This is a genomic window from Chloroflexota bacterium (genome assembly GCA_038040195.1).
In the GTDB taxonomy this organism is placed as follows: domain Bacteria; phylum Chloroflexota; class Limnocylindria; order QHBO01; family QHBO01; genus DASTEQ01.
The window spans coordinates 1-16,032 of record JBBPIR010000004.1; the positions used below are offsets into that span (position 1 = coordinate 1).

General features: G+C 68.5%; 16 protein-coding genes. 12 read left to right on the forward strand and 4 right to left on the reverse strand.

The features are described from left to right. From dnaK to AABM41_06265, 3 genes are all read left to right on the forward strand, one after another. On the forward strand, positions 1–1,544 hold a 1,544-nt coding region (gene dnaK, locus AABM41_06255; protein MEK6191911.1), incomplete at its 5' end, for a molecular chaperone DnaK. A 169-nt stretch (positions 1,545–1,713) separates the two neighbouring features. Then, on the forward strand, positions 1,714–2,373 hold the full coding sequence (locus AABM41_06260; GenBank protein ID MEK6191912.1) for an HAD family hydrolase: 660 nt from the start codon (positions 1,714–1,716) through the stop codon (positions 2,371–2,373). A 233-nt stretch (positions 2,374–2,606) separates the two neighbouring features. Then, positions 2,607–3,086 (forward strand): hypothetical protein, encoded by a 480-nt coding sequence (locus tag AABM41_06265; protein ID MEK6191913.1) that lies wholly within the window; start codon positions 2,607–2,609, stop codon positions 3,084–3,086. On the opposite strand, the gene AABM41_06270 is transcribed toward AABM41_06265, so the two are convergent. Together AABM41_06270 and mscL are read right to left on the reverse strand one after the other, a co-directional pair. Beyond that, entirely contained in the window at positions 3,083–3,955 is an 873-nt protein-coding gene (locus AABM41_06270; GenBank protein MEK6191914.1) for an arginine deiminase family protein, read from the reverse strand. The genes AABM41_06265 and AABM41_06270 overlap by 4 nt on opposite strands. After that, complete coding sequence (gene mscL / locus AABM41_06275; protein MEK6191915.1) at positions 3,952–4,353, reverse strand: large conductance mechanosensitive channel protein MscL; 402 nt, start codon at positions 4,351–4,353, stop codon at positions 3,952–3,954. The genes AABM41_06270 and mscL overlap by 4 nt, the downstream gene beginning before the upstream one ends. A gap of 76 nt (positions 4,354–4,429) precedes the next feature. Here mscL and AABM41_06280 point away from each other — a divergent pair, with 76 nt between their 5' ends. After that, entirely contained in the window at positions 4,430–5,215 is a 786-nt protein-coding gene (locus AABM41_06280) for an exodeoxyribonuclease III (protein ID MEK6191916.1), read from the forward strand. Here the strand turns inward: AABM41_06280 and AABM41_06285 are convergent. Next, positions 5,212–6,468, reverse strand: coding sequence for a crosslink repair DNA glycosylase YcaQ family protein (locus AABM41_06285; GenBank protein MEK6191917.1), 1,257 nt, complete (start codon positions 6,466–6,468; stop codon positions 5,212–5,214). The genes AABM41_06280 and AABM41_06285 overlap by 4 nt on opposite strands. A 50-nt stretch (positions 6,469–6,518) precedes the next feature. On the opposite strand from AABM41_06285, the gene AABM41_06290 reads away from it, so the two are divergent. The 4 genes from AABM41_06290 to AABM41_06305 are packed head-to-tail and all read left to right on the forward strand — an operon-like array spanning position 6,519 to position 10,035. Beyond that, a complete protein-coding gene (locus AABM41_06290; protein ID MEK6191918.1) occupies positions 6,519–7,235 on the forward strand; it encodes a hypothetical protein in 717 nt (238 codons plus the stop codon). Between the two features lie 58 nt (positions 7,236–7,293). After that, complete coding sequence (gene dnaJ, locus AABM41_06295; protein MEK6191919.1) at positions 7,294–8,418, forward strand: molecular chaperone DnaJ; 1,125 nt, start codon at positions 7,294–7,296, stop codon at positions 8,416–8,418. Positions 8,419–8,443: 25 nt separating this feature from the next. Beyond that, positions 8,444–9,349, forward strand: a complete 906-nt coding sequence (prmA, locus tag AABM41_06300) for a 50S ribosomal protein L11 methyltransferase (GenBank protein MEK6191920.1) — start codon at positions 8,444–8,446, stop codon at positions 9,347–9,349. Further along, positions 9,346–10,035 (forward strand): RsmE family RNA methyltransferase, encoded by a 690-nt coding sequence (locus tag AABM41_06305; GenBank protein MEK6191921.1) that lies wholly within the window; start codon positions 9,346–9,348, stop codon positions 10,033–10,035. The genes prmA and AABM41_06305 overlap by 4 nt, the downstream gene beginning before the upstream one ends. 18 nt (positions 10,036–10,053) lie before the next feature. On the opposite strand, the gene AABM41_06310 is transcribed toward AABM41_06305, so the two are convergent. Further along, on the reverse strand, positions 10,054–10,455 hold the full coding sequence (locus tag AABM41_06310; GenBank protein ID MEK6191922.1) for a non-heme iron oxygenase ferredoxin subunit: 402 nt from the start codon (positions 10,453–10,455) through the stop codon (positions 10,054–10,056). 63 nt (positions 10,456–10,518) lie between these two features. Between AABM41_06310 and AABM41_06315 the strand changes: the two genes are divergently transcribed. Genes AABM41_06315 through AABM41_06330 form a run of 4 tightly spaced genes read left to right on the forward strand, consistent with a single transcriptional unit; the run spans position 10,519 to position 15,972 of the window. After that, the gene (locus AABM41_06315) at positions 10,519–10,881 is read left to right on the forward strand and encodes a histidine triad nucleotide-binding protein (protein ID MEK6191923.1); all 363 of its coding nucleotides are present in this window, start codon (positions 10,519–10,521) and stop codon (positions 10,879–10,881) included. Between the two features lie 52 nt (positions 10,882–10,933). Further along, positions 10,934–14,470 carry an adenylate/guanylate cyclase domain-containing protein gene (locus AABM41_06320; protein ID MEK6191924.1) on the forward strand — a complete coding sequence of 1,179 codons (3,537 nt, stop codon included), beginning with the start codon at positions 10,934–10,936 and terminating at the stop codon, positions 14,468–14,470. Positions 14,471–14,496: 26 nt separating this feature from the next. Further along, positions 14,497–15,738, forward strand: a complete 1,242-nt coding sequence (locus tag AABM41_06325) for an MFS transporter (GenBank protein MEK6191925.1) — start codon at positions 14,497–14,499, stop codon at positions 15,736–15,738. A gap of 6 nt (positions 15,739–15,744) precedes the next feature. After that, positions 15,745–15,972, forward strand: a complete 228-nt coding sequence (locus AABM41_06330) for a hypothetical protein (GenBank protein MEK6191926.1) — start codon at positions 15,745–15,747, stop codon at positions 15,970–15,972. Positions 15,973–16,032: the final 60 nt, after the last annotated feature.

Consider the following 16,032-nt stretch of genomic DNA (forward strand, 5'->3'; position numbering starts at 1 on the left):
ATGCCGAGGCCTACCTGGGCGAGAAGGTGACCGAGGCGGTCATCACCGTGCCGGCGTACTTCGATGACACCCAGCGTCAGGCGACCAAGGACGCGGGTCGGATCGCGGGCCTGGACGTCAAGCGCATCGTCAACGAGCCCACCGCCTCGGCCCTGGCGTACGGCCTGGACAAGGACAAGGAGGAGAAGATCGCCGTCTACGACCTGGGCGGCGGGACGTTCGACATCTCCATCCTCGAGCTGTCCGAGGGCGTGTTCGAGGTCCGCAGCACGAACGGCGACACCCGCCTGGGTGGCGACGACTTTGACCAGCGGGTCATCGAGTGGCTGTCCGCCGAATTCAAGAAGGACCAGGGGATTGACCTGTCGAAGGACCGGATCGCCCTGCAGCGCCTCAAGGAAGCGGCCGAGAAGGCCAAGATCGAGCTGTCCACTACGACCTCGACCGAGGTCAACCTGCCCTTCATCAGCGCCGATGCCTCGGGCCCCAAGCACCTGGTCATGACCCTGACTCGAGCCAAGCTGGAGGACCTGGTGGCGGACCTGGTGGCCCGCGCCGAAGGCCCGGTGCGCCAGGCCCTGACCGATGCCGGGATCAAGCCTTCGGAGATCGACGAGGTCATCCTGGTCGGCGGCCAGACCCGCATGCCGGCCGTGGTCGAGGCGGTCAAGAAGATGTTCGCCGGCCGCGAGCCGCACAAGGGCGTCAACCCCGATGAGGTGGTCGCGGTGGGCGCAGCCATCCAGGCCGGTGTCCTGGGCGGCGAGGTCAAGGATGTCCTCCTGCTGGATGTCACCCCGCTGTCGCTGGGGATCGAGACCCTGGGCGGCGTGGCGACCAAGATGATCAACCGCAACACGACCATCCCCACGTCACATACCCAGATCTTCTCGACAGCATCGGACAACCAGCCCAGCGTCGACATCGTGGTCCTGCAGGGGGAGCGGGAGATGGCCGCCGACAACAAGAAGCTGGCCACCTTCCGGCTGGACGGCATTCCGCCGGCCCCACGCGGGGTGCCGCAGATCGAGGTCACCTTCGACATCGACGCCAACGGCATCCTCAACGTGACGGCCAAGGACAAGGCCACCAACAAGGAGCAGAAGGTCGCCATTACGGCTTCTTCGATGCTCGCCAAGGAGGACGTGGACCAGATGGTCCGCGATGCGGCCGAGCATGCGGAGGAGGACCGCCAGCGACGGCACGAGGCGGAGTCGCGCAATGAGGCCGATGCGCTGACCTACCAGGCCGAGCGGCTGGTCAAGGACATGGGCGACAAGCTCAAGGACGAGGACAAGACCGAGATCGAATCCCGGGTTGTTGCCGTCCGCGAGGCCCTGGCCGGGACGGACGCTGGCGTCATCGACTCGACTAAGCAGCAGCTCACCGAGGTGCTGCAGCGGGTCGGCGCCCAGGCCTACGCCGAGGCGCCCGCCTCAGAGGGCCCGACGGATGGGACCGGCGCCAATGGGGCCGCGGCCGAGGGCGAGGACGAAGGCGAGGGTGAGGGGGAGACGATCGAGGGCGAGTACAAGGAGGTCTGACGCTCCTTCTCGCGCGACCCGGGATAGGGCCGGGCGCCCGCCCCCTCGCCGGCTAACGCAACGGCCTCGGGGACGGACGCCCGGCCCTTTCGCACCTCGGGAAGCAGCACGAGATCTCCGTCCCGAGTGGACAGCGACCGAATCCGGCTCGTCGCGCATACTCCGCGCCGTGCGACCTGCCTTTCTGTTCGATGTCGACAACACGTTGCTCGACAACGACCGGGTGAAGGCGGAGCTCGCTGCAGGGATCGAGGCCGCCGTCGGGCAGGTCACGGGCGCCAGGTTCTGGGAGATCTACGAGGAAGTCAGGCGCATGCGGGATTACGTGGACTATCCGCACACCCTTCAGCGGTTTCGGGAGGTATTTCCCAACGAGCCTGGCTTCCCGGCGGTCGCTGACCTGGTGCTGTCGTATCCGTACCAAGCGGTCCTCTACCCCGACGCGCTGGAGGCGATCGCGCGGGTCCAATCGATAGGCCCCGCCGCGATCGTGACGGACGGTGATCCGGTCTATCAGCCCGCCAAGATCGCGCGTGCCGGGTTGGCGGATGCGGTTGAGCGGAGGGTCTTCCTGTTCACCCACAAAGAGGCGCACCTGGCCGAGGTCCAACAGTCTGTCCCGGCCGATCGGTACGTGATCTTCGACGACAAGCTGAGCGTGCTGGCAGGGGTCGAGCGCATGGACGACCGAGTCTTCACCGTGCATGTGCGCCAAGGCCACTACGGCCATGCGGCTGCCACCGACAACGGCCCGGCGCCGGATCGGTCCATGGACCGGATCGGCGACCTCCTCGACCTGGACCTGGAGTCCTTTCTGGCGGACCCCTGAATAGACCCGGTTCCCGCCGGGGGAGGCCTCTGACGCGGGCGGTTCGATCGTCTCTGCTAGTCTCGGACTAGAGGCTCCTGAGAGGTACACGAGTGGGACACGCATCTTCCAGATCGCAAGCAACGGCGCTCATCACCGGCTCCTTGCTGCTGATGTTGCTCGCTGCGTGCGCGCCAAGCGCCTCGTCGCCCCCATCTTCGACACCGCTTGGGGAGGCTTCGTCTGGGGCGTCCGTGACGCCCAGCACGGCGCCTACTGAGACCGGCGCGGTTGTCTGCGATGCGCCGGAGGGATCGGTCAACGATGTCGCGACCGAGCCGGACTGGCGGGAATTCGCCGAATACCGCGATTGGACGACTGCCGACAGGTGCCTCCTGCGAATTGACGTCCTGGGCGACCGGCCCGGGCCCGAGCATTGCGGTTTTGAGGCGGCCCGCGTGATCATCACCGGGATCCCGGTTGGCGCCCGTTACACCGATGCCAGCGATGACGCCGAGTACATTCGCGACCCTGACAACGTCTTTGGGGATCCGGACACCGCGGCAGCGTTCGATCCAGACGCTGAGTTGCCTGCGGGTGCCGAGGACACCGGCTTCCGACAGGACGGTACCGAGCTGTGGGTCGATCCCGCCGACGAATCGGCGATCTATCTCGTGACCGGGACGTCCATCGAGAGCTGGCCCCTCGATCCCGAACCGGCGGGCTGCACCTAGTCCCGGCGGAGCAGGGGGAGCGACATACAGGTAGGGCCGCCGGAGCCGTTGAGGCCGATCTCCGTCGCGGGGTAGGTGTGGACCTCGCAGCCGGCTGATTCGAGGAGGCCGCGGGTCTGCGGGTTGCCTTCGGCCATGACCAGGACGCCGGGCCGGACGGACAGGACGTTGCAGCCGAGGGTCTCGTATTCGTCGTCGGGCACGGCGATGGTTGCGATCGCCAGTTCGGCGAGCAGGTCCCACAGGCCAGCGGGGAGCAGCGGGGGATAGACCACGGCCATCTCATCGGTCACCGGGGAGATGACCGAAAGGAGGTGGACCAACTCTTCAGGGCCCCTCCAATACGGCAGGTCGAAGATGCGGACATCGCCGCCGATGAGGTCGGCGAGCTGGCGAGCTCCGGCGTCGTTGGTGCGGAACGAGCGGCCGATGCAGAACAGATCGGGCCGCAACCACAGGGTGTCGCCGCCCTCGACCGTGCCGGGCGGTTCGATACGGCCGCGGACGGGGATCCCGCGGGACAGAGTCCAGGCCTCGACCAGAGCCGGCTCGCCGGCGCGGTTGAGCTTGCCCGGCCGGAGCGCGATGGAACCGGCATCGGTCACCAGAAGTGGGTCGAAGGTGTAGACCAGGTCGGGGTCATCGGTCTCGGCGTCGAGGTGGTGTACCCGGACGCCCAACCGGGTGAGCAGGTCGACGTACGCGTCGTGTTCGCGCTGGGCGATGAGCTGGTCGACCGGGTGGCGGAAGCCGTGGGCCGGGTTGTCGAACGCGGCGCCGAACGCAGGGTCCGGCCTGTGGACGAGCGCCTCGCGGAGCGGCGCGGTCATGGATCGGGCGCCCCAGGCCGGGGCGCCCGCATCGGTCATTTGGTCTCCGTCAGATCGCTGGTGCAGTTGGGGCAGCGCGTGGCGGTGTCGGAAATATCGGTCACGCAATAGGGACAGGGCTTGGTGGTTTCCACGGTGGCCGGCTTCAGCCGAGAGATCATGTGGTTCATCGGCTTCACGACGAAGTAGAACAGCGCCGCCGCCACCAGGGCGAAGCTGATCAACGCGTTCAAGAAGAGGCCATAGTTGACGGTCGCTGAACCCGCGCTGAAGGTCAGTTCGGCGAGGTTCGGCACGCCCACCAGGCCAAGCAACGGGGTGAGGATATTGGTCACGAAGGAGGTGACCAGGGCGCCAAAGGCCGCGCCGATGACGATGCCGACGGCCAGGTCGACGACGCTGCCGCGCAGGATGAAGTCGCGGAATTCCTTGATCATGTTGCCCTCCTCCGGTGTGTCGGCGTGCGCGTTGGTGACTGGGGCGAGTCTAGAGTTCCAGGGGTAGGCTTGGGCCATGCGACTGGCGACCTGGAACGTGAACTCGCTGAAGGCCCGTCTCGAGCGGGTGCTGGCCTGGACCGAGCGTCATCAGCCCGACGTGCTGTGCATGCAGGAGACGAAGCTGACCGACGACGCGGTCCCGCTGATCGACTTCGCGGCGCTGGGGTATGAGGTGGCGCACCACGGTCGCGGGACGTGGAATGGGGTGGCGATTGCGTCGAAGGTCGGGCTCGAGGTAGTCCAGGCCGGGCTGCCGGAGATGGATGGCTGGACCGATGAGGGCGGCCGATTTCTGGCTGCGTCCTGTGCGGGCGTGCGCGTGGCGAGCGTCTACGTCCCGAATGGTCGGGTGGTGGGATCCGAGTTCTACGACGCGAAGCTGGCATGGCTGGACGCGCTGTACGTGTGGCTTCGCGCTTCCAACGAGCCAGCAGGGCAATTGGCGCTATGCGGCGACTTCAATGTCGCCCCCACCGACGCCGACGTGTGGGATCCATCGGCCGTGCATGGTGCCACTCATGTGTCGGAGCCGGAGCGCGACCGTGTGGCGCGGCTGATGCGCTGGGGGCTGGTGGATGTAGTCCGCGGCTTCCACCCCGAGCCGGGGTTCTTCACGTGGTGGGACTACCGGGCGGGGAACTTCCACAAGAACTTCGGGATGCGCATCGACCATGTGTTCGTGACCGAGACTCTGGCCGCTCGGGCCGTGGCCGCGGAACGGGACCGCGACGCGCGCAAGCCGAGCACCTACCCGGGGATTCCCTCAGACCATGCCCCGCTGGTGGTGGACTTCGACTAGAGGTGGCGCAGGGCGCCAGCCAGGTCACGGCCTGGGCGGGTGCGGGGCCAGGTGACCGCGTTGGCGCCCACGAACGAGGTGTAGGCGCGGAGCGCCCGGGACAGGGCCGGGATGAACCGGGGCTCTTCCATCGGCTTGAAGCCGTCCTCGAACCAGATGCCGTTGATGCGCAGGGTGTTGGTCGCACGCTCGTATTTGGGCTCGATGCGGCCCACCAGGCGGTCGCCGAACAGGATGGGCAGCACGTAATAGCCCCACCGTCGCTTGGAGCCCTGGATGTAAACCTCCCAGATGTATTCGAAGCCGAACACCCCCTTCACCAGGCGCCGATCCCACATCAGCGGGTCGAGGGGCGCCACGAAGGTGAGCGCGGGTCGAGTCCGCGCGTTGGGCGTGGCGGTCGCCTCGAGGAAGGCCCACTCGTCGGCCAGGACGTGACGCATCTCGCGGAGGCCTTCGACCCGCACTGGGATCAGGCTGCCATCCTCCACGAGCTTGGCGGTCACTTCGGCCCGGTCAGCCGCGTAGCCCGTGCCCATCACGAGCTCACTCGAACCTCCCACGGCCATCAGGCCCACGCCGCGGTGGCGCGAGAGCAGCCGGTGTCGAAGTTGCTCCGCCTCGGGCGCATGGGTCTTGAGCAGTGCGGCGGGCACCACGCGCTCGATCAGGTCGTAGTAGCGCCGGCTGCGGTCCCGGCGGCCGATGCCCAGCTCGCCGGTGACGAACAGGGCCTCCATCACCGCGCGCGCCGCGGTGGTGGACGTCGATTCGTCGTTGTCCCACCACCACTGGACGCGATGATCCACGTCTCGGAAGGCGGCGGTGGAGACCGGGCCTGTGTCACGGATGTGGTCCCGGATCCGGTTCGCCAGCTCGCCGTGCTGCTCCAGGAACTCGCGGTACCTGTTCGCGCCTCGGCTCCACGCCAGGCGGTAGTACGGCAACTCTTCGATGGGCAGGATGTTCAGGCTCTTGTTGTACAGCTCGATTAGCCGTCGCTTACCGCGCGGCGCATAGAGCCAGGCATCGGTCCATTCCCGGCGGAAGTTCTTGATCCGCGCGTGCAGCATCAGGTCGTTGCTGCGGGCCCCGGGCACCTCGAGCGGATCGAATTGGACGCTTCCCAGGCGCTCCACAACGCGAAGGACCGATTCCGGCTTCGCCGGTAAGGATCGTGGCGGGTCGAGCAGCTGGCGCCGGACGAGAAAGCGCCGGGCATGGTCAGCCGCGATATGACGGATTTCGGACATGGGCAGACCGATGCTAGACGAACCCGCTTGGCCAGTCGCACACTGCGCCAATGACCACCGAGCACCTGCCTCCCGGACAGCCAGGCCCTGGAACGGCCGATGCCTTAGACCTCGACGCCGCACGTCGAGCCTTACGCGTCCAGCTCCTGACCACCGAGCATTGGAGTCTTCTCGCGACCCGTTCCCTGTCGTGGAATGAGTCCTTCGCGCGGGCCGGCATGTTCCTCACGCTGTTGACCGGCACCGTCGTCGCGCTGGCGCTGGTCGCGCAGGCCACGGCCTTCGGGCAGGCCTTCGCGATCTTCGCGCTGCTCCTGCTGCCGGTCGTGCTGTTCGTGGGATGCGCGACATTCGTCCGCCTCGGTGAGATCAACGACGAAGACGTCGTCTGGGTACAGGGCATGAACCGACTGCGGCGGGCGTATCTGGAGCTCGATCCAGGTATCGAGCCGTACCTCATCACCGGGTGGACCGAAGACGTGGCCGGCGTCCTTCGGACGTATGGGACGTCGATCGGCGAACCGAGCCTCCGCGAGAACTCCATGCACGCGCTCGTGACGACGCCGGCCATGATCGCGTTCGTGAACTGCGTGGTGGCGGCGGTCCTCGTCGGCCTGGTGCTCGCTCAATTGGGGGCCGGGATGGAGTTTTCGGCGATCGGAGCGGCGGTCGGCTTCGTCGCGGGCCTCGCTCTCTTTGCTCTCTACAGCGCACGCAAGGCGAAGGGGTTCTGGCTGACCGGAGCAAGCCAGGGGGACGGCGACTGACCTCGCCGGGGTCTGGCACTCAGGGTTCGAGAGTGCCAATCGGTATAATCCGCCGGCAATGGCCGTCAAGCGCGACTACTACGACATCCTGGGCGTCGAGCGCGACGCGTCCGAGGGGGACATCAAGCGCGCCTTTCGCCGCGCCGCGCAGAAGCAGCACCCCGACGTGGATGCCAGCTCCGGCTCTGAGGAGCGGTTCAAGGAGCTGAACGAGGCGTATCGGGTCCTGTCGGATCGGCAGCGACGCGCGGCGTACGACATGTTCGGCCACGCCGGCGTGGATGGGTCGAGCGCCACCGGGGAGCCGTTCGGCGGCGGGTTCGGGCCCTTCGGCGACATCTTCGACGCGTTCTTCGGCGGCGCGCCGGCTGGGACGCGAAGGCGCCAGCGGGTGGTAGCCGGTTCCGACCTGCGCTACGACCTGACCATCACGCTGGCCGAAGCGCTGACCGGGATCAGCCGCGAAATTCGCTTCCCAACCCTGGTGCGGTGCCCGACCTGTGACGGCAGCGGCGCCGAGCCGGGAAGTGAGCCGGAGCGCTGTCCGGACTGCAACGGCACCGGGGAGCGGCGCCGGGTCAGCCAGACGATCCTGGGCCAGATGGTGAACATCACCGCTTGCCCGCGTTGCGGTGGCGAAGGTCGCGTCGTCTCCACTCCGTGCCACACGTGCAAGGGCGACGGCCGTCTGCGCGAGGAACGGCGGCTCCAGGTCAGCATCCCGCCGGGGATTGAAAGCGGACAACGGATCGCGATCGAGAGTCAGGGTGAGGCCGGTCCGCGGGGAGGCCCTGCCGGCGACCTGTACGTGATGGTCACCGTCCGCGAGGACCCGGACCTGGTCCGGCGAGGGACCGAGCTGTACACCGAGGTGGCCGTCACCTTCACCCAGGCCGCGCTGGGGGCCAAGTTGCCGGTCCGCACGGTGGAGGGCAGCGAGGAGGTCGAGATCCCGGCCGGGATCCAGAGCGGGGAAGAGATCAGGCTTCGCGGCCGCGGCCTGCCACGCCTGCGCGGGGCGGGGCGCGGCGATCTCCACGTCATCGCCACTGTCGTCGTGCCGGCCAAGCTGACCAAGCGCGAGCGCGAGCTGCTCAAGCAGCTGGGCGATGTCAGCGGCCCGGCCGTCCTGCCCAAGAGCGGTCCCTCGTTGGGCGATCGGTTGCGCGATCTCTTCGGCTAGCCGCCTGACCGACCGATCGAGACTGATGCGCTGGCTGGCCCTTAGCGTGGAGGCCGACGTCGAGGCCGTGGAGGCCGTCAGCGAGATCTTCGGCCGTCTCGGCCAGGGAAGCGCGGTGGAGCCCCTTGAGCTTGTGGCCCAGGGCGCCGATGAGCAGGCATTGCGCCCCGACCCGGCGGCCGGGTACCGGGTGACGGTCTGGATCCCCGACGATGGGGAGGCCCCGGACGCGATCGACCGCACCCGGAAGGCCCTCTGGCACCTGCGCGCCTTCGACCTGAGGCCGATGAGCCAGCTATCGGTCACGACGACCGACGACGCCGCCTGGGCGACCGCGTGGCGCGACGGCTATGAGCCGATTCGGAGCGGCCGGCTGACCATCGTCCCGTCGTGGCTGGAACCCCCGAAGGGCTCCGACCTCGTCATTCGGTTGGATCCGGGGATGGCCTTCGGGACCGGGTTGCACCCGACGACTAGGGCGTGCCTCGAGCTTCTCCAGACCGTTGAGCCGATGCCGACGGCGGTGCTCGACGTGGGGACCGGGTCGGGCATCCTGGCCCTGGCCGCCCTCCGGCTGGGCGCCTCGCGGGCCGTCGGATACGACACCGATGAGCTCGCGGTCGAGGCGAGCACAGCGAATGCCCGGGCGAACGGTGTGAGCGACCGGTTCGCGGCCCACCACGGAACACTGCCCGAGCTGGCGGCCGAGTTGTTCGCCCTGGTGGTCGCCAACCTCGTCGCTGTGGTGCTCGTCGAGCTCGCCCCTCGGCTCGCAGCCCACACCGCGCCGGGTGGGACGCTGATCGCGTCAGGGATCATCGAGAGCCGTTCTGATGAGGTGGAGGCCGCGCTCACGGCCGCCGGGTACGCGGTCGTGGACTGGATCACGGAAGGGGATTGGGTGACCGTCCGCCTCGTGCGGACGCCATGACCACGCATCGGTTCTTTGTTGAGCACGCGACAGCCGCCGGTGAGCGTCTCGCGGTTCCGGATGCCATCGCGCACCAGGTCACGCACGTGCTCCGCCTGCGGGATGGCGACGAGATCGTGCTCCTCGAGGGAGACGGGCTGGAGGTCCGCTGCCGCCTGGCCGGCGCCTGGCTGGACGTCGTGTCGCGTGCCCCGGCCCTCGGGGAGCCGCGCCATCGGCTGATTGTGGCGCAGGCACTGCTCAAGGGGGATCATCTGGAGCCCGTGGTCCGCCACGGAACCGAGGTGGGTATCTCCCGGTTCGAGCTGTTCGTGTCGGGCCGGTGCGTCGTCCGCGAAATCTCGGGCGCGCGCCTGACGCGCCTGCGCGCGATGGCCCGCGAAGCGGCCGAGCAATCCGAGCGTGGCATCGTCCCCGAGGTCGTGGCCCCGGTGGCGCTGGCCGCCGTCATCGGTCCCGGATCCGTCCTGTTGTTCGAACGCACGGATGGTCTGCGCCTGTCGGAGGTGCCGGCTCCCGAGCGCCTGATCATCGGTCCCGAAGGGGGATTCACCTCGGACGAGGTGGCCGCCGCGGAAGGGGCGGGAGCGACGGTCGCCGGACTGGGGCCACGCATCCTGCGCAGCGAATCGGTGGCCGTGGCAGCGGCCGCCGTGGTCTTGTCGCGGACGGGGGACTTCGCCTAGGCTCCGCCCTCCGCTCCGTCAGCTCGCCGAGGGGACGTCGACCACCAGGTCATCGCCTTGCACCCTCACCGTGTAAACCTGGACGGGCCGCTTGGCTGGCCCACGCTGGACCTCCCCCGTCGAGACGTCGAAGCGGCTGCCATGGCAGATGCAGGTGAGAATGGGGCCGTCGAGCTCGCCTTCGGAGAGCGAGCAACGAAAGTGCGTGCAGATGTCGCTAACCGCGTAGTAGCGGCCGTCGATGTTCGCGACTGCGATCTCGTGACCGGCTGCCTCGAACTTGGCCAACCCCCGCAGCGGGACGGTGCCGACCTTCCCGACGGTCACGGGCGTGACAAGAGCGCCAGGCTGGGCTCGCTCCGGGGACGAGCGTCGGAGGATGGCTTGGGCGAGGTTCCTAATCCGGCGCAACTGGCTCATGGAAGGAGCCTAGCACTCGCGGTGGTCTTGTCGCGGATGGGCGACTTCGCCTAGGCTCGCCTCGTGCCCGACCGCGACCCCACCTACGACGCCGAGTGCCTGTTCTGCCGGATCGCGGCCGGAGAGATCCCGTCTGACCGGGTCCACGAGGACGACCAGGTGGTCGTGTTTCGCGACATCAACCCGGTTGCACCCACCCACCTGCTGGCCATCTCGCGCCGTCATATCCCATCCGCCGACGACCTGACCGATGCGGATGGCGAGCTGCTGGCCGCCTTGTACAGCGCGCTGCGAAGGGTCGCGGCCGACGCCAGGCTGCGGGGGTATCGGGTCGTCACCAACGTCGGGCCCGAGTCTGGCCAGAGCGTCTTCCATCTCCACTTCCACCTGTTGGGTGGACGTCCGATGTCTTGGCCACCCGGTTGACAACCAATCGGTCGGCTAGTCTGTGGCGCCCACCACTCGCTCGGAGCTTCGCGTGAGCTTGATCTGCTCCAACTGCCAGACCGAGAACCCGGCCGGCGGCAAGTTCTGCACGGAGTGCGCGACGCCGCTGGCCAGCCCATGCCCGAGCTGTGGCACCGCGAACCTATCCAACGCGAAGTTCTGCAGCGAATGCGCCACGCCACTGGCGGCCGGGGCGGGCGCGACGCCGGCCCGCAGCGCGTCACCCGCAACATCCGCGGCACCGTCGCCTGTGGCGGAGCGGCGCGTCGTCTCAATCCTGTTCGCTGACCTGGTGGGATTCACGCCGTTTGCCGAGGAGCGGGACTCTGAGGAGGTCCGTGAGTCCCTGACCAAGTACTTCGATGTGGCCCGGCAAGTCATCGAGCGGTATGGCGGGACGATCGAGAAGTTCATCGGGGATGCGGTGATGGCGGTATGGGGCGTGCCGGTCGCGCATGAGGATGATGCTGAGCGCGCGGTCCGGTCCGCGCTGGACCTCGTCCAGGCGGTGAAAGCCCTCGGCCCAGGGATCGAGGCCCGCGCCGGGGTCTTGACTGGCGAGGTGGCGGTCACGCTGGGTGCCACCGACCAGGGAATGGTGGCCGGGGACCTGGTCAACACCGCCTCGCGACTGCAGGGGGCGGCCCCGCCGGGGACTGTCCTGGTCGGGGAGGCGACCCAGCGTTCGGCCTCAGCGGGGATCGTGTTCGAACCGGCGGGCGAGCAGATGCTGAAGGGCAAGACGGCCCCGGTGGCCGCATGGCACGCCGTCCGGGTAGCGGGCGGGATCCGCGGTCGGTGGCGGACCGAGGGGCCCGAGGCCCCGTTCGTGGGTCGCACCGAGGAGCTGGCCCTGCTCAAGGATCTCTATCACGCCACGGCACGGGAGAACCACGCGCGGCTGGTGTCGGTGATCGGGCCGGCGGGTATCGGGAAGAGCCGGTTGGGCCGCGAGCTGCTAAACCATATCGACGCCGAGGCGGAGGATTTCTGGCTCCATCACGGTCGGAGCCCCGCCTACGGGGAAGGGCTCACGTTCTGGGCCCTCGGCGAGATGATCCGCCAGCGGGCTGGCCTGGCCGAGACCGATGACGAGCCGACCACACGCTCCCGCGTCCGCGCAATGCTCGACGAGCACGTACCGGACGAGGCAGATCGGCGCTGGATCGAGCCGCCCATCCTCTCCCTGCTGGGCCTCGAGGGCGGCGCGACAGATACCGAACAGCTCTTCGGTGCATGGCGGACGTTCTTCGAGCGGCTGGCCGCCGCGAGCCCGGTGGTACTCGTCTTCGAGGACCTCCACTGGGCCGACAGCGGGATGCTCGACTTCATCGACAACCTTCTTGAATGGAGTCGCTCGCAGCCGATCTTCATCCTGACCCTGGCGCGACCGGAGTTGCTCGAGAGGCGCCCAACGTGGGGAGCCGGCAAACGCCAATTCACATCGGTCTATCTCGAGCCGCTGCCTGAACCGGCCATTCGGGAACTTCTGGCCGGGTTGGTCCCCGGGTTGCCCGAAACCGCCGCCCGGGCCATCGCCGCCCGGGCGGACGGCATCCCGCTGTATGCCGTGGAAACCGTCCGCATGCTGGTGGCCGACGGGCGCCTGGTGGAAGACGGTGGCGTCTACCAACCGAGCGGCGATCTGACGGAGCTCGCGGTCCCCGAGACGCTGACGGCACTGATCGCCTCGCGCCTGGACGCCCTCGACCCAGAAGCCCGTGCCCTGGCCCAGGACGCGTCGGTGCTCGGCCAGCGGTTCACGGTCGCGGGCCTGGCCGCGGTCAGCGGCCTGGAGACGGCGGCCTTCGAGCCTCGCTTGGAGACCCTGGTCCGCCGCGAGCTCCTGTCCCGGGAAACGGACCCGCGTTCGCCGGAGCGGAACCAGTACGGCTTCGTCCAGTCGCTCATCCGCGAGGTCGCCTACAACACCCTGGCCCGACGCGATCGGAAATCCCGCCACCTGGCGGCCGCCCGGTTCTTCGAGAGCCTGGAGACCGATGAGTTGGCCGGCGCCCTGGCCGGCCAATACGTGTCCGCCCACGCCAACGCCGACGGGCCGGATGAGACTACCGCCCTGGCGGCCCAGGCCAGGGTTGCCCTGCGCGCAGCGGCCGAGCGGGCCTCTGGGCTCGGGGCACCCGACCAGGCATTTGGCTTTCTGAGCCAGGCGCTGGCGATGGCCATCGACCCGGTCGATGAGGCAGAGCTCGCCCTCCGGGCGGGCCAGGCCGCGACGGCCGGCGGCCGCTACCACGACGGCGAACCGGTGCTCCGCCGCGCGAAAGAGCTCTTCACGGCGGCCGGGGATCAGGACGGTACTGATCGAGCCGTCACCGCGCTGGCCACCAACCTGATCGAAGCCGCACGGTTCACCGATGCCATCGAACTCCTCGAGCCGGTCATGGCGGAGACCGAGGACTTCGGTCAGCGTCCCTACCTGATCGCCGCTGGAGGTCAGCTGGCGCGCGCTCACATGCTCCAGATCGAGCCCGCTCGGGCGATCGCGGCCGCCGATCGGGTCCTGCCCGCGGCCGAACATGCCGACATGGGTTCCCTGGTCGCGGACCTGCTGGTCACCAAGGGGACCGCATTGAGCATGGCGCGCCGGGTGCGCGAGGGCCTGGCCCTGATCACCGCAGGCAAGGAGCTTGGCGAGTCCCTCGGGGCTCACAGCGTGACGCTCCGTGCACTCATGAACCAGGCGTTCAGCCTGGAGTGGGTCTCACCGCGGGAGGCGTACGCTGGCTCGCAGGCCGGGCTCGCTCTCTCCCGCCGCGTTGGACACCGCGGGTTCGTCCTGAACGCGTTGTTCAACGCGGTCGGCGGCGCCATTCACGTGGGCGAGTGGGACTGGGCCGCCACCGAGCTGATGAATCTCCTCGAAATGGAGCTGGACGGCTCGGACAGGCTGCTGGCCGCGACCGCCGCTGGTTCCTTCCGGGCGGTGCGCGGTGAACCCCGTCAGGATCTCGTGGACGAGGCACGTCGCGCCGATACGAAGGAATTGGCGGTCCGTGTGGTGGTCGAGGCGGCGTTGGCCTATGACGCTCTGGCCGACGGACGACTCGACGAAGCCAGGTCTCGCTTCGAGGTCTCTCGGAAGACGAACTTTGGCTTCGACGACTTCATGTGGACGGCCAGGATCCCCACCTGGCAGCGTGATGAGCCTGCACTCGCGGCCGCGCTCGAGGCACTGCGGGAGGCCGGCCGCCACGGTGAGACAGCGGACGCCCTGCGCCTGACCATGAAGGCGGGCCTGGCGGCTCTTCGCGCGTCAACCGATGAGGCGCTCCAGTTCTATCGGCAGGCTCGCGATGGGTGGGACGACCTCGGCCTGCGATGGGACCTGGCATTGCTGGGAATTGACATGGCCGTGCTGCTGGACCACGGCCTGCCTGAAGTCGGAGCGGCGATCGCTCGAAGCCGCGCCATCCTCACCGAGCTCGGCGCGCGCCCGTTCCTCGAGCGCCTGGAAGCGGAAGTGGCGCGGAGCGGGACGGCGGCGACGCTTTCTGGCGAGGCCCAACCGATTCCCATGGCCGAGTCCGAGGTCACTGCCGGCTAGCTTCGCCGCGCCCCGATAATCGCCCGATGCTCCGGGTGCTCCGCCAGCGGAACTTCGCGCTCCTTTGGTTCGGTGGCCTCATCTCGATGGTCGGCGACTGGGTGCTGTTCGTGGGGCTCCCGTACGAGATCTATCGCCAGACAGGGTCGACCCTGGCCACCGGCGGCATGGTCCTCGCGCTCCTGATTCCGCGCATCGCGTTCGGATCGGTCGCGGGCGTGTATGTGGACCGATGGGACCGCCGCCGGCTGATGATCGCGGTCAACCTGCTCCTGGCCGCGTTCCTGATTCCTCTCCTCGCCGTCAATGCGCTGGGGCTGTGGGTCATCTATGTCGTCCTGATCGTCGAGAGCACGCTCGAGCAGCTGTTCACCCCGGCCGAGGTGGCGCTCCTCCCGAACCTTCTCGAGGGGGGTGACGAGCAGCTCATTCCTGCGAATGCCCTCAGCGGGGTCAATCGCCACCTGGCGCGGCTGATCGGACCGCTGATCGGCGGTGTGGTGGTGGCGGTCGGCGGACTCACCGCCATTGCGGTGGTGGACGCAGCATCGTTCCTGGTGGCGGCTGGCCTCATCGCGGCCATTCGATACGTCGCGCCACCCCGGCCGGCGCACCCGCCCATGGAGGAGGAGGTGGTCTCGGCCTGGCGCCGCCTCATCGGTGAGTGGCGCGAGGGGCTGCGGGTGGTGTGGCACCAACGGGTGCTGCGGGCGCTCCTCCTGTTCTTCGCGATCACGAGCGTTGGGGAGGGCCTGACCGCCACCTTGTTCGTTCCATGGGTCACCGATGCGTTGCATTCGGACAGCGCCGGGTACGGCGCGCTGTTGTCGACTCAGGCGATTGGCGGCCTGGCCGGGGCGCTGGTCATCGGCCGATTCGGGGCACGCGTCAACCCGCTGAGGCTCCTGATCGTGGGCGCCGTCACGTTCGGGGCGATTGACCTGGTCCTGTTTACCTACCCGATCGTCTTTCCGTTCCTCGCGCCCGCACTGGTCGGAATGGTCATCGTCGGGGTGCCAGGGGCCGCCATGGGCGCGGGGAGCACCACGCTCCAGCAGTCGCAGGCGGAGGACCGCCATCGGGGCCGCGTCATCGGTGCGATCGGGGCGCTGGCCGGGGTCGGCTCGCTGGTTGGAGCCATCCTGGCCGGCTTCCTCGGCGAGGTATTGCCGGTGATCTTGCTGCTGGTGGTCCAGGGCAGCGGGTACGTCATCGGCGGCGGGTTGGTGGCCGTGATGGTCAGATCCCGCTCCGCCGTCGCAAAATGACCTGGAATGACTGGGTCAGAGCCCGAGGGCAGAGTTGGGGTGGACGAGTGCCTCCGTTGCGGGGCAACCGTCCAGTCGCTGGGCGTCGAGGAGTTTCGCGTGGGCGGTGCGAGCGGCGGCTGGAAGCTGCTCTTCGGGGAGTGGGCGGAACTGGGCGAGGAGATGCTCAAACTCGAAGTCCGTGCGTGTCCACGCTGCGCACACGTCGAATTCCGGGTCCCGCCCCGCAGTTAGGCCCTCTGCTAGACTCCCCGGGCCTGAGCGCCGGACGGGCTAACCGTAGCGGCGCGAATC

Bases quoted from the DNA above. Each gene is read 5' to 3' on its own strand.
- dnaJ (MEK6191919.1), top strand. From the start codon at position 7,294: ATGGCCGTCAAGCGCGACTACTACGACATCCTGGGCGTCGAGCGCGAC.
- AABM41_06305 (MEK6191921.1), top strand. From the start codon at position 9,346: ATGACCACGCATCGGTTCTTTGTTGAGCACGCGACAGCCGCCGGTGAG.
- AABM41_06325 (MEK6191925.1), top strand. From the start codon at position 14,497: ATGCTCCGGGTGCTCCGCCAGCGGAACTTCGCGCTCCTTTGGTTCGGT.
- AABM41_06270 (MEK6191914.1), bottom strand. From the start codon at position 3,955: ATGACCGATGCGGGCGCCCCGGCCTGGGGCGCCCGATCCATGACCGCG.
- mscL (MEK6191915.1), bottom strand. From the start codon at position 4,353: ATGATCAAGGAATTCCGCGACTTCATCCTGCGCGGCAGCGTCGTCGAC.
- AABM41_06330 (MEK6191926.1), top strand. From the start codon at position 15,745: ATGACTGGGTCAGAGCCCGAGGGCAGAGTTGGGGTGGACGAGTGCCTC.
- AABM41_06280 (MEK6191916.1), top strand. From the start codon at position 4,430: ATGCGACTGGCGACCTGGAACGTGAACTCGCTGAAGGCCCGTCTCGAG.
- prmA (MEK6191920.1), top strand. From the start codon at position 8,444: ATGCGCTGGCTGGCCCTTAGCGTGGAGGCCGACGTCGAGGCCGTGGAG.
- AABM41_06310 (MEK6191922.1), bottom strand. From the start codon at position 10,455: ATGAGCCAGTTGCGCCGGATTAGGAACCTCGCCCAAGCCATCCTCCGA.
- AABM41_06285 (MEK6191917.1), bottom strand. From the start codon at position 6,468: ATGTCCGAAATCCGTCATATCGCGGCTGACCATGCCCGGCGCTTTCTC.
- AABM41_06290 (MEK6191918.1), top strand. From the start codon at position 6,519: ATGACCACCGAGCACCTGCCTCCCGGACAGCCAGGCCCTGGAACGGCC.